Source organism: Pseudomonas sp. DrBHI1, assembly GCF_002205115.1.
GTDB lineage: Bacteria > Pseudomonadota > Gammaproteobacteria > Pseudomonadales > Pseudomonadaceae > Aquipseudomonas > Aquipseudomonas mosselii.
On record NZ_NIBE01000078.1, the window covers coordinates 11,552 to 23,566 of the forward strand.

Consider the following 12,015-nt stretch of genomic DNA (forward strand, 5'->3'; position numbering starts at 1 on the left):
TGCTGCCCTGGCGCAGCAGCTCGGCGATCTGCCGTTCCCGTGGCGTCAGTTCGACGGACGCGGGGGCGCACGCCAGCGGCTGGCTGGCCACGGCGAGCTGCATCAGCCCGTGCAGGGGCAGCAGGCGTTCGAGTTCGTCGCCGCGAAACTCACCGAGGCTGGCGCAGCGCAGCAGCGAGACGCCGGCCACGGGGCGGCCATCGGCCTGGGCGATGATCTCGACCACGTCCACCACCTGATGTTGCGCGAGGAAACACTGGTAGATCTGGCCCTGAGCTTCGGGCAGGCGGGCCAGGCCCTGGCGCAGCGACACCACCGGGCGGCCGATGGCCAGGCAGCGTCCGGGCTGCAGCGGGTCGAAAGCCCGGTAGTGCTCGAGGTAGCGGGCATGCATCGGTGCCTGCAGGTCCTGCAACAGGAAGTCGCAGGCCTGCTGCCCGGCATCGATGTGGTAGAACGCCGCCAACGAGGCCGGCACCTGCTGGCTGAAGGCCTGCAGGCAGTAGCGGCCCAGGTCGTGGTTGGCACTGGCCATGATCAGTAGCGGATCATCACCGACTTCAGCTCGGTGAAGTCGTCGATGAACGCCGAGCCGAACTCGCGGCCGATACCCGAGGCCTTGATGCCGCCGAACGGCACCGCCGGGTCGAGCAGGGTGTGCATGTTGACCCACAAGGTCCCGGCCTGGATTTGCGGGATCAGGCGCATGGCCTTGCCCAGGTCGTTGGTCCACAGGCTCGCGCTCAGGCCGTAGGGTGAGGCGTTCATCAGCTGGATCAGTTCGTCTTCATGATCATAGGGCAGGAAGGTCGCCACCGGGCCGAAGGTTTCCTGGTTGAGCAGGGTGTCACCTGCGTTGTTGGCAAGGATGACCGTGGGCTCGACGAAGCAGCCCGGACCTTCGCCGAGGCGTCCGCCATGGACGATGCGGTTGCCCTCGGCACGGGCGGTGGCGAACAGCTCGCCGAGCTTTTGCTGGTGTGGCTTGTTGGCCACCGGGCCGAATTGGGTGGTTTCGTCCAGCGGCGAGCCGATCTTCAGCTGGTCCAGGCGCTGGGACAGGGCCTCGAGCAGCGGGTCGAGGCGTGAGCGATGGACGTAGAAACGCTCGCCGGCGGCGCAGATCTGCCCGGAGTGCAGGAAACCGGCCTCGATGATGCCGTCCACCGCCTTGTCGACGGCGACGTCGGGCAGGAACGCCACCGCGTTCTTGCCGCCCAGCTCCAGGGTCGCCCGGGTCAGCTTGGCGCCCATGGCCGCTTGGCCGACCGCGATACCGGTGGGCACGGAGCCGGTGAACGACACCTTGTCGGTGCCAGGGTGCTCGACCAGCGCCTTGCCCACCTGGCCGGCGCCGGTCAGCACGTTGAGCGCGCCCGGCGGCAGGCCGGCCTCGCTGGCCAGCTCGGCGATGCGCAGCAGGGTCAGCGGGGTGAACTCGCTGGGCTTGAGCACGATGCTGCAGCCGGTGGTCAGGGCCGAGGCCAGCTTCCACAGGGCAATCATGGTGGCGAAGTTCCATGGCACGATGCCCACCACCACGCCCACCGGCTCGCGCAGGGTGAAGGCGCTGTAGCGTTCGCCGGCGAAGGAAGGCAGGGATGGGGTGATGGTCTGGCCGGTAATTTTGGTGGCCCAGCCGGCGTAATAGCGCAGGAAGTGCGCGGCCTGTTCCACCTCGAAGGCGCGGGCGATGCCGATCAGCTTGCCCGACTGCAGGGTTTCCAGCTGGGCCAGCTCCTCGCGGTTGGCCTCGAGCAGGTCGGCCAGGCGGAACAACACCGCGGCACGGGCGGCGGGGCTGGTGCGCGACCAGCTGGCAAAACCCTTGCGGGACGATTCGACGGCGCGCTCGACGTCGGCCAGGTTGGCGTCGGCGACCTGGGCGATGGCTTCACCGTTGGCCGGGTTGTGCACGGTGATGCGGGCGGTGGATTGGCTGGCGACCGATGCGCCATGGATGTACAGACCGTGGTCGCGGGCCAGGAAGGCGCTGACGCTGGGGAGGAGGGCGATGTCGCTCATGGCAGGGCTCCGGGTGGTTTGCCGAGGGCTTCGTGGGAGCGGGCTTGCTCCGCGATGGGCCTTATTGCGGCCTGATTTCCCCCAGATTAAAGCCCGACACGCTGGTGATCTTGTCTGCCCATGCCGCCCCCATGACCCTGTCTGCCAGGTGCCACGAAAAGTGCAATCCGAGGTGCGGAAGTTGCATTTTCCGGCTCGGCCACGGCTCCCATACTGACCCGGCATTCATCAGTGAGCGGCCCATTCCGGGCAGCGTTCGCCAGGGTCCAATAACAATGAGCCAGACCATGAAAAAGCCAAATTCCCTGCTCGAAGACCTCAAGCCCCTGCTGCCGGCCATCGCCGCTCGCGCCGACCAGGCCGAGCGCGAGCGCAGCGTGCCCGTCGAGAATATCGCCGCGCTCAAGGCCATTGGCCTGCACAAGTCCTTCCTGCCCAAGCATTACGGCGGCCTGGAAATAAGCCTGCCACAGTTCGCCGAATGCATCGCCGCGCTGGCCGGCGCCTGCGCCAGCACCGCCTGGGCTATGAGCCTGCTGTGCACCCACAGTCATCAGCTGGCGATGTTCCCGGCACGCTTGCAGGACGAGATCTGGGGCCGTGACCCGGACGCCACCGCCAGCAGCAGCATCGCGCCGTTCGGTCGCACCGAGGAGGTCGAGGGCGGCGTGCTGTTCAGCGGCGAGATGGGCTGGAGCAGCGGCTGCGACCACGCCGAGTGGGCGATCATGGGCTTTCGCCGGGCCAACCCTGAGGGCGGCCAGGACTACTGCTTCGCCGTGCTGCCGCGCAGCGACTACCAGATCCGCGACGACTGGTTCGCCGCCGGCATGCGCGCCAGTGGCAGCCGCACGCTGATCGTCGAGCGCGCCTTTGTGCCCGAACACCGTATCCAGAAGGCCAGGGACATGATGGAGGGCCAGTCGGCGGGCTTCGGGCTGTACCCGGACAGCGCGATCTATTTCAACCCCTACCGGCCATACTTCGCCAGCGGGTTCTCCACGGTCAGCCTGGGCATCGCCGAGCGCATGCTCGAGGTCTTCAGGGACAAGACCCGCAACCGCGTGCGCGCCTACACCGGCGCCGCCGTCGGCGCGGCCACCCCGGCGCTGATGCGCCTGGCCGAGTCCACCCACCAGGTCGCCGCGACGCGGGCGCTGCTGGAAAAGAGCTGGGAGCAGATCGCCGAGTACAGCGCCCGGCACCAATACCCGACGCGCACCGAGCTTACGTACTGGCGCACCAACCAGGGCTACGCGGTCAAGTTGTGCATCCAGGCCGTGGATCGGCTGATGGAGGCGGCTGGCGGCGGCGCCTGGTTTGACGGTAACGAGCTGCAGCGGCTGTTCCGCGATGCGCACATGACCGGCGCGCATGCCTACACCGACTACGACGTCTGCGCGCAGATCCTCGGGCGCGAGTTGATGGGGCTGGAGCCGGATCCGGCGATGACCTGAGCTTCAGCCGATGAACATGGCTGGCGCCCCAGCCTAGCCCAACAACAATGATGGAGCCTTGCATGTCCAATCCCTTCGATAGTCGCGCCTTCCGCCGCGCCCTGGGCAACTTTGCCACCGGCGTCACCGTGATCACCGCCGCCGACGCCTCGGGGCGCAAGGTCGGGGTCACCGCCAACAGTTTCAACTCGGTATCCCTCGACCCGCCGCTGGTGCTCTGGAGCATCGACAAGCGCTCCGGCAGCCATGCGGTGTTCGAGGCCGCCGGGCACTTCGCCGTGAACGTGCTGGCCGCCGACCAGATCGACCTGTCCAACACCTTCGCGCGCCCCAGCGAAGACCGCTTCGCCGGTATCGAGCATGAGACCGGCGAGGGCGGCGCGCCCCTGTTGCCGGGCTGTTCGGCGCGCTTTCGTTGCGAGAAGTTCCAGCAGATCGATGGCGGTGATCACTGGATTCTCATTGGCCGGGTGCTGGCGTTCGACGACCTGGGGCATGCCCCGCTGCTTTATCACCAGGGGGCCTATTCCAGGGTTCTGCCGCATGGGGTGATGGACCGTTGCGCGCAGGGGTAAATGGTTCGAGGTATTCGACACTAGAGTTGCAGTGCCTGTGAGATCGAGTGCCGCCCGCGCGGCGCTCGATCTCAAGAGCGCTGCAAGACTATCGCCAAGCATCTGGCAACACGGATCAAGCCCTGCGGCAGGCAGTGGCAAGACCCGCCCGGGTGCAGGCCGCAAAGTGACAGGGAAGAATCTTTCCCTCGTCCACCCAGGGCCCACCCATGACAATCAACAATAAGCTCACCGAGCACCTCAACCGTGGCAGCGTCGGCTTCCCCACCGCGCTGGCCAGCACCGTCGGCCTGATCATGGCCAGCCCCGTGATCCTCACCGCGACCATGGGCTTCGGCATCGGCGGCAGCGCCTTCGCCGTGGCCATGGTGATCGCCGCGGTGATGATGCTGGCGCAGTCGACTACCTTCGCCGAGGCGGCGGCGATCCTGCCGACCACCGGCTCCGTCTACGACTACATCAACTGCGGCCTGGGCCGTTTCTTCGCCATCACCGGCACTCTGTCGGCGTACCTGATCGTGCATGTGTTCGCCGGCACCGCCGAGACCATCCTCTCCGGGGTCATGGCCCTGGTGAACTTCGAGCACCTCAACACCCTGGCCGAGTCGGCCGGTGGTTCGTGGTTGCTGGGCGTGGGCTTCGTGCTGGTGTTCGGCGTGCTCAACGCTTTCGGCGTGAGCGCTTTTGGCCGCGCCGAAGTGGTGCTGACCTTCGGCATGTGGACCACGCTGATGGTGTTTGGCGTGCTTGGCCTGATCGCGGCGCCCGCCGTGGAGCTGGAAGGGCCGTTCGGCGTGTCGCTGGTCGGCACCGACCTGATGACCATTCTGTCGCTGGTGGGCATGGCCATGTTCATGTTCGTCGGTTGCGAATTCGTCACCCCGCTGGCCCCGGAACTGCGCCGCTCGGCCTGGGTCATGCCCAAGGCCATGGCCCTGGGTTTGTTCGGCGTGGCCAGCTGCATGTTCATCTACGGCGCGGCGATGAAGCGCCAGGTGGAGAACGTCGTGCTTGACGCCGCCAGCGGCGTGCACCTGCTGGACACGCCCATGGCCATCCCGCGTTTCGCCGAGCAGGTGATGGGCGATATCGGCCCGGTGTGGCTGGGCATCGGCTTCCTGTTCGCCGGCGCCGCCACCATCAACACGCTGATGGCCGGGGTGCCGCGGATTCTCTACGGCATGGCGGTGGACGGGGCGCTGCCCAAGGTGTTCACCTACCTGCACCCACGGTTCAAGACGCCGTTGCTGTGCATCCTGGTGGTGGCGCTGATCCCGTGCCTGCACGCCTGGTACCTGGGCGGCAACACCGACAATATCCTGCACCTGGTGCTGGCGGCGGTGTGCGCTTGGAGCACCGCGTACCTGCTGGTGACCCTGTCGGTGGTGATCCTGCGCATCCGCCGGCCGGACCTGCCACGCGCCTACCGCTCGCCGTGGTTCCCGCTGCCGCAGATCGTCTCCAGCATCGGCATACTGCTGGGCATGTGGTTCATCACCCCGCCGGGCATGAACCCGGCCGATGTCTACGTGCCGTTCGCCGTGATGCTCGGCGCCACCGCGGCCTACGCGCTGTTCTGGACGCTGTGTGTGCAGAAGGTCAACCCGTTCCGCCCGGCGCGGGTCGAGGACGTGCTGGAGAAGGAGTTCGCCGCCGAACCCGGTCATTCTCACCACGAGCAGGTGCGCCATGTCGGCAAGCTGGCTTGAACGCCTGACCGGCCCACGCACCCCGGCCGGTTATCGGCCTGGGGCGACCTTGCAGCGGGTGTGGCGAAACCTGGGATTGACGGATTTGCAATCCGCAGCATCGTTTACCTACCGCGAAGATGGCCCTCGGATCGAAGTGCGCGAGCGCACTGAGAGCCATCTGCTGATGCATCTGGTGCTGTGCGAGTTCATCCTGCAGGTGCCTGCCTTGGGGCAGGGCGCGGTGCGGGTAGAACTGCACCATACCGGGGCGTTGCGCCGAACGGGGCTGGCATGCCGCCTGCGGGGCGGCGATCAGGTGCTGTTCGAAGCGCTGCGCGAGCGCCTCGGGCGTGCTCAGGCTGTATTGATGCCGCTGGATTTCAAGCGCCTGGCCATCGAGTGCCGCGACGGTCAGTGGCGGGTAACCCTTGAGCATATGGGCGCCAGCGAGGTGGTCAATCGGGTGCCCGCGTTTCGCCGCTACATCCCCCTCGACATTGAGCAGCGCAAGCATCTCTGGCGAGCTTTCGATGCGCTGCAACTGATGCTGAGCGACCTGTAGAGCCAGGGGCCGCTTTGCGGCCTTGTGTCTTGCTCAATTCACCTGGCACGGAACCTGCTGCCAACACCGGCAAATAATGGCAGTTGTACGCTCATTGATAACATGTTAACAATTAGCGCATAACAACAACGCCCGCGTGTGGAGGTTGCCATGCCCCAGCCCGTCACTCAGTGCAACGCCAGACCCGCCTTGGACGGCCTGGAGCGCTGGACCACGGCCATGCAGAAGGTCTGCGGCCGGTTCCAGACCGAACTGGCCTTCAACCGCTCGCTGTTCATCGGCGAGATCTCGACCTACAACCGCGCCGGCCTGGCCCTGGCCAACCTGCGCACCAACGCCGGCACTATCCGCCGCCTGGGCGACAACCCCGACCGCGACGACGACCAGCATTGCTTCCTGGTCAGCCAGCGCATGGGTTACTCGCAGATCACCCAGGATGGCGTGAGCATCCAGCTGTCGCCGGGCGAACTGCTGCTGATGGACTCGGTGGGCCCGTGCGAGATCACCCCGTTCGGCCTGATCGAGCATGTCTCGCTGTCATTGTCTCGCGAGCAGGTGCGCAAGCACGTGACCGGGCAGGGCGCGACCTTCGGCAAGATCTCCTCGACCAACGCCTGCGGGCGCATGCTGCACCTGCTGATGGACCAGTTGTGCCGCGAAGGCGACGAGGCCGGGGAAACCCAGGGCGAGGCACTGCAGGCGGCGTTCATCGCCTTGCTGGAGCCAGGTTTCGAGCGTGGTGACGACAATCCCGGATCGCTCGCCGGGCTCAGCGGCGCCAGCCTGCGCGGCTACGTGCAGAAGGTCATCGACGAGTCGCTGGGCCAGCCGGGCCTGACCCCGGCAAACCTGGCCGAGCGCCTGAGCATCTCGGTGCGTCATCTGTACCGTCTGTTCGAGGAGGAGGGCGACAGCGTCTGCCGCTACATCCAGCGTTCACGCCTCAAGCGCAGCGCGGATGACCTGTCCAACCCGTTCCTCAAGCGCGAGTCGATCACCTCGATTGCCTACAAGTGGGGATTCACCGACTCGGCGCATTTCAGCCGGGCATTCAAGAAGCACTTCGAGCAGTCGCCGAAGGATTTCCGGGCGATGGCTCTGATGCCTGGGCGGTAAGGACATCGCGGGGCAAGCCCGCTCCGACTAGGTTCTCATCGAACCTGTGGGAGCGGCGGTGCGCCGATGCGGCTTGCCCACGATGATGCAGTCAGACCAGACGCGCTCGCAGCCCTTCTACGTACTGCGCCACAAAACACCCATGTTCCGCCCCCGGCTGCTGCAACTCGATGAATGCCAGCATCGGGTCTTCCACCGCTGTCCTCACCCCCACCAACTCCTCCATCACCGCCAACCCACAGAACGGCACATAGGCCTCGGCATACCCACCCTCGTGCACCATCACCAATCGCCCTGAGCACAGCTGCTCGGCGGTCTCGCGCAGCATCCGCGTCATGACCCGGAACGACTCGCTGTGCAGCAGCATCCGCGCCAGCGGATCGACCGCGTTGGCGTCGTAGCCGCAGGCCACCACGATCAGTTCCGGCTGGAAGCGCTGCAATGCCGGCAACACAATCTGCTCCATTGCCTGCAGGTACCCTGCATGCCCGGTACCAGCCGGCAACGGAATGTTCAGGTTGCAGCCCTCGCCATCGCCCACGCCGCGTTCATCGGCGCCGCTGTAGCCCGGTGGGTAGCAATGCTCCTGGTGCAGGGACACGGTCAGCACGTCACCGCGCTGGGCATAGATCGACTGGGTGCCGTTGCCGTGGTGCACGTCCCAGTCGATCACCGCCACCCGTCCCAGGCCGTGGCGTGCCTTGGCCGCCTCGATAGCGATGGGGATGTTGGCCAGGAAGCAGAAGCCCATGGCCTGGTCGGCCAGGCAGTGGTGCCCCGGCGGGCGCGACAGCGCGTAGGCATTGTCGGCTTCGCCGCGCAGTACCGCGTCAACAGCGGCGATGGCCAGGCCAGCGGAGAGCCTGGCGATCTCGAAGGTGCCCGGGCCGATCGGCGCCTGCAGCCCCAGTTCGCCGCCACCTGCATCGCTCAGCGCCTTGAAGCGCGCCAGGTAATGCGACGGGTGCACGCGCAGCAGGTCGGCGTCGCTGGCGGCTTCGGCGCTGCGCTGCAGCAACTGGCGCGACAGGCCCGAGACGTCCATCAGGTTCTTCAGGCGTCGCTTGGTTTCCGGCGACTCGGCAAAGCCCGCGGCGGCGGGGGGCTGCACCCAACTGCCGACTGGCAGGGTGAGGGCATGCAGCCCGGCGCTGTGCCAGAAGCACAGTTCGTCGGAGAAAAACGCGGTACGGCGGCTCATGGGTGGACTCCAGTGGTGAGCGGGGAACGGTTAAGGCGGGCGAGCATCAGGCTGATGAACGCCAGCAGCAGGCAGCCGATGCTGCCGAGCAGCACGGCGGGCATGCCGTGGCGCGATTCGAGCAGCGGGCCGGCGATGGCCGGGCCCAGGGCCAGGCCGCCACCGATGACCAGGTTGGCGCTGTTCATCAGGCGCCCGGCGCGGTCGTGGTCGGCCAGGCAGGCAAGGATGAATGGCAGGGCGAAGGTCCAGCAGTACTTGAACAGCAGCGCGGCCAGGGCGAAACGGCGCAGGTCGGGGCTGCCCAGCAGCAGGGCGACGGCCAGCGCCATCAGGCCTATGCCCAAGGCCAGAGGCAGGTTGCGCGGCCAGCGTGGGCCGATCAGCGTGGCGCACAGCGAGCCGGCAATGCCCATCAGGGTGGCGATGGACAGGATCCGGCCACTGCTGCCCGGGTCGATCGCCGCACTGGCGGCGATACTGCCGATGAAGGTCCACACCGCGCTGAGCCCCGTGTAGAACAGCAGTACCGCCAGCAGTCCGCACAGACCCGGGAGCCAGCGGTGCTCGAGCGGGGCGTGCGCAGGTTTCATCGGGCCGGGCGCGGCCGAGGCCGGAAAGGCGCCGGCCAGCGGCAGGCACAGCAGCATCAGCAGCGCCAGGCCCAGGTACAGGGCCTTGAGCCCGAATGCCCCGAACAGCGGCGGCAGCAGCCACAAGCCCACGGCGCCGAGGATCAATTGGCCGCTGACCCACAGCCCATACACCCGGTCGGGCTGCCGGCTGCTGGCCGCGCTGGCGATGCACACCACCATCAGCGTGCCGCCGGCCAGGGCGCTGAGCACGCGCAGGGCCATCAGCGCCAGGTAGCTGTCGCAGCCGGTCGAGGCCAGGTTGGCCAGGATGAACAGCAGCGCCGCGCCTCGCGCCACCCGACGCCAGTCCCAGCGGGGCTGCCAGTAGTAGGCGGGCAGGGTGGCCAGGCTCATGGCCGCCAGCTCCGCGGAAAACAGCTGGCCGACACGCGCCGGCCCGAGGCCCAGCTGGGCGGCGTACTGGCCAGCGACCGCCGGCGCGGTCATCAGCACGCAGGGCACCACGGCGGCGAACAGCACAATGGCCAGCAGCCGCAGCGGTGGCAGGCCGATAGCAGTGAAGACAGGCATGGCGATTCCTCAGAAGACGTGGACGAAACGCAGCAGCAGGTTGTCCTGGGCGTAGGCGTTGTCGGTGGAAACATTGCGGGTCAGGCCGAGCAGCACTTGGTTGCGCCGGTCGAGCCAATGGCCGAGCTCGAAGCCGACCTGGGTGTAGCGCTGGTGGCTGTTGTCCAGGTGCCGGTCATCGAGCTCCAGTTGGCCGCCGTCGGCGTGGATCAGGCGCAGGGCGCAGTAGGTGGTGGGAGTGAAGTCGTAGGAGGCGAAGGCCTGCAGGCGGTACAGCGGCTTCTGCTTGAGCTCGTTGTCGAAGTAATCGTCGTTGCGGCCGTACAACTGGGCTTCGAGATTGGCCTCGAGCAGCCAGCGTTCGCCCACGCCCTGGGTGTAGTTGTAGTTCAGGTGCAGCGCCCAGCGGTTGGCGCCGGGCGATACGCCGGGGTTGCTGGCGTGGTACTCGCCGACCGGCACGCTGAGCAATGCCAGCAGCCCGCTGTAGGTACGGTTTTGCGGATCGTTGATGAAGAACAGCGTGCCACCGACCTGCGGATCGCCGATGCCGCGCTCGCGGGTGTGGCCGTCGCTACCCGGCAGGCGCGCCTCGGTGTCGACGTAGGGCACGATGAATTGCGGCGTACACAACGTGCCGCAGATGTCAGTGAACCACAACTGGCGATAGGCGAAGGCGTTGACCGCCAGGTCGGCCTTGCCGTTGCCGTCGGCGGCGCCATGGTAGTCGTTGGCGCGGGTCAGCGGCAGGTACGCGACCCCCAGGCGGGTGCCCACCGGGGCACTGACGAAATCGCGGGCATTGAGGTCGGCGGCCTGGGCATGGGCGCCGGCCAGGGTGAGGGCCAAGGCAAGCCAGCGGCTGCGAGGGTCGGGCATGGGCGTGTTCCTTTGTTGTTGTGGTTGGCGAACAGCGGGCAAAGGCGCCCCAACCCCGCGAGCCAGGCTGGCGGGCTGGAGGGCGTCAGGAAGGGGTCAGAGCGGAGGGTGGTGCAGCAGCTGGGTGATCCCGGCCTTGCTGTTCACGCCCAGCTTGCTGTAGATGCTGCGGATGTGGTGGCGCACGGTATTGGGCGCCACCCCCAGTTCGCGGGCGATCTGTTTGTAGGTGCCGCCGCCGCCGAAGCGCTCGGCCACATCCGCCTCGCGGGCGCTGAGCTGGGCCAGGGCCGAACGGGGCCGGGCGGCCAGCAGGAACAGGTCGCCCACGGCGGTGGCGTCCAGTTGCAGGTGCTGGCCACGGTAGCTGGCGGGACTGACCTCGGCCGGCAGGTGCGGGCCGCTCCAGCGCGGCCATTCCAGCAGCAGGCGCTCGACGAAGCCGCGTTCGGCGTGGTGCAGGGTGCCCTGGCGGTCGCAGACGGCCAGCGACAGGGTGTTGGCGCCGTCCAGCGCCTCGCGCAGTGCCACCAGGGCGCGGATCTGGTTGGCACCCTCGGCGGCCACCAGGTGCGGCATCAGGTGATCGAGCAGCAAGCGCTCGTGGGCGGTGAAGCTGGCCGCGCCGTGGGCCCGGTAGAGGGTCAGGTGCACGCTGAGGCGGGTCTGTGGGTCGATATGGATGATGCACAGGAACTCGCCGAAACCGTGGCGGGCGCCGAGCCAGCGCAGGCCCTCGGGGGCGTCGTCGGCCTGGCTGTCGACGATCACCGAGCGGCCCGGCTGGGCATGCACCTGCTGCACGGTGATGTCCTGGTGGCGAATCGACTGCCAGTCCTGCACGTAACCAGGCGGCAGCCTGTAGACATGGCTGCTGTGTTCGTGGGGCAAGCCATCGACCAGCGCGGCGCGGCCCCACCAGGCCTTGTCGAACGGGATCAGCTCGCCGGCGCGTTCGAGCATGCGGTCATGGAAGCTTGGCAGCGGCTGTTCCTGGGCCAGGCGTTGCAGTTCCAGGACCAGGGCGTTGAACAGCGTGAAGCCTGGGGACGCGAGGAAATCGGACATGGGCGGTACCTGGCTGCGACGTTCTTGTTGTTGTCAGGGCCTGGGGGGAGTATCGCCAAGTGGGGAGGGGGAAGACCATCCTGCAGATGCAGGATACAGTGCCTGAAGCGTCATAGGCGTGGGAGCGGGCTTGTCCCGCGATAGCATCAGTCTGCCTGACGAGGATGTACCGGCAGCCGCTATCGCGGGAAGTGTCAGATTTTTTGTGTGCGGGCCGGTAACGGCCTGCCGTCAGGCAGGCCCTGACTTTCACCAGGTCGGCCTGATGAACCGAT

10 protein-coding genes and 1 pseudogene are annotated in these 12,015 nt (G+C 67.2%); 5 read left to right on the top strand and 6 right to left on the bottom strand.

Going from position 1 to position 12,015, the window contains the following annotated elements; all coding sequences use genetic code 11:
• Window positions 1–535: helix-turn-helix transcriptional regulator (locus tag CC207_RS17430; protein ID WP_088852486.1), on the bottom strand; the 535-nt coding region annotated here is incomplete at its 3' end.
• A gap of 2 nt (window positions 536–537) precedes the next feature.
• Window positions 538–2,025 (bottom strand): aldehyde dehydrogenase family protein, encoded by a 1,488-nt coding sequence (locus CC207_RS17435; RefSeq protein WP_088852481.1) that lies wholly within the window; start codon window positions 2,023–2,025, stop codon window positions 538–540.
• Between the two features lie 287 nt (window positions 2,026–2,312).
• Between CC207_RS17435 and CC207_RS17445 the strand changes: the two genes are divergently transcribed.
• The 5 genes and pseudogenes from CC207_RS17445 to feaR all read left to right on the top strand — a co-directional run bounded on the left by CC207_RS17445 (window position 2,313) and on the right by feaR (window position 7,426).
• Window positions 2,313–3,482 (top strand): p-hydroxyphenylacetate 3-hydroxylase oxygenase component, encoded by a 1,170-nt coding sequence (locus CC207_RS17445; protein ID WP_088852482.1) that lies wholly within the window; start codon window positions 2,313–2,315, stop codon window positions 3,480–3,482.
• A gap of 62 nt (window positions 3,483–3,544) precedes the next feature.
• A pseudogene (locus CC207_RS17450) lies at window positions 3,545–4,054 on the top strand (flavin reductase family protein); the annotation flags it as partial.
• Between the two features lie 212 nt (window positions 4,055–4,266).
• Window positions 4,267–5,766 (top strand): APC family permease, encoded by a 1,500-nt coding sequence (locus CC207_RS17455; RefSeq protein ID WP_062573976.1) that lies wholly within the window; start codon window positions 4,267–4,269, stop codon window positions 5,764–5,766.
• Entirely contained in the window at window positions 5,747–6,310 is a 564-nt protein-coding gene (locus CC207_RS17460; RefSeq protein WP_051555606.1) for a DUF3156 family protein, read from the top strand. The genes CC207_RS17455 and CC207_RS17460 overlap by 20 nt, the downstream gene beginning before the upstream one ends.
• A 150-nt stretch (window positions 6,311–6,460) precedes the next feature.
• Complete coding sequence (feaR, locus tag CC207_RS17465) at window positions 6,461–7,426, top strand: transcriptional regulator FeaR (RefSeq protein ID WP_081100287.1); 966 nt, start codon at window positions 6,461–6,463, stop codon at window positions 7,424–7,426.
• 91 nt (window positions 7,427–7,517) lie between these two features.
• On the opposite strand, the gene CC207_RS17470 is transcribed toward feaR, so the two are convergent.
• The 4 genes from CC207_RS17470 to CC207_RS17485 form a co-directional block, all read right to left on the bottom strand.
• Window positions 7,518–8,627: a class II histone deacetylase gene (locus tag CC207_RS17470; RefSeq protein ID WP_088852483.1), complete on the bottom strand. Its 1,110-nt coding sequence runs from the start codon at window positions 8,625–8,627 to the stop codon at window positions 7,518–7,520.
• Complete coding sequence (locus tag CC207_RS17475; RefSeq protein ID WP_051555607.1) at window positions 8,624–9,793, bottom strand: MFS transporter; 1,170 nt, start codon at window positions 9,791–9,793, stop codon at window positions 8,624–8,626. Before CC207_RS17475 ends, CC207_RS17470 begins: the two co-directional genes overlap by 4 nt.
• Before the next feature lie 9 nt (window positions 9,794–9,802).
• The gene (locus CC207_RS17480) at window positions 9,803–10,672 is read right to left on the bottom strand and encodes a transporter (protein WP_088852484.1); all 870 of its coding nucleotides are present in this window, start codon (window positions 10,670–10,672) and stop codon (window positions 9,803–9,805) included.
• 96 nt (window positions 10,673–10,768) lie between these two features.
• Window positions 10,769–11,740: a helix-turn-helix transcriptional regulator gene (locus tag CC207_RS17485; RefSeq protein WP_036985706.1), complete on the bottom strand. Its 972-nt coding sequence runs from the start codon at window positions 11,738–11,740 to the stop codon at window positions 10,769–10,771.
• Window positions 11,741–12,015 lie beyond the last annotated feature (275 nt).

Bases quoted from the DNA above. Each gene is read 5' to 3' on its own strand.
- CC207_RS17435 (WP_088852481.1), bottom strand. From the start codon at position 2,025: ATGAGCGACATCGCCCTCCTCCCCAGCGTCAGCGCCTTCCTGGCCCGC.
- CC207_RS17445 (WP_088852482.1), top strand. From the start codon at position 2,313: ATGAAAAAGCCAAATTCCCTGCTCGAAGACCTCAAGCCCCTGCTGCCG.
- CC207_RS17455 (WP_062573976.1), top strand. From the start codon at position 4,267: ATGACAATCAACAATAAGCTCACCGAGCACCTCAACCGTGGCAGCGTC.
- CC207_RS17460 (WP_051555606.1), top strand. From the start codon at position 5,747: ATGTCGGCAAGCTGGCTTGAACGCCTGACCGGCCCACGCACCCCGGCC.
- feaR (WP_081100287.1), top strand. From the start codon at position 6,461: ATGCCCCAGCCCGTCACTCAGTGCAACGCCAGACCCGCCTTGGACGGC.
- CC207_RS17470 (WP_088852483.1), bottom strand. From the start codon at position 8,627: ATGAGCCGCCGTACCGCGTTTTTCTCCGACGAACTGTGCTTCTGGCAC.
- CC207_RS17475 (WP_051555607.1), bottom strand. From the start codon at position 9,793: ATGCCTGTCTTCACTGCTATCGGCCTGCCACCGCTGCGGCTGCTGGCC.
- CC207_RS17480 (WP_088852484.1), bottom strand. From the start codon at position 10,672: ATGCCCGACCCTCGCAGCCGCTGGCTTGCCTTGGCCCTCACCCTGGCC.
- CC207_RS17485 (WP_036985706.1), bottom strand. From the start codon at position 11,740: ATGTCCGATTTCCTCGCGTCCCCAGGCTTCACGCTGTTCAACGCCCTG.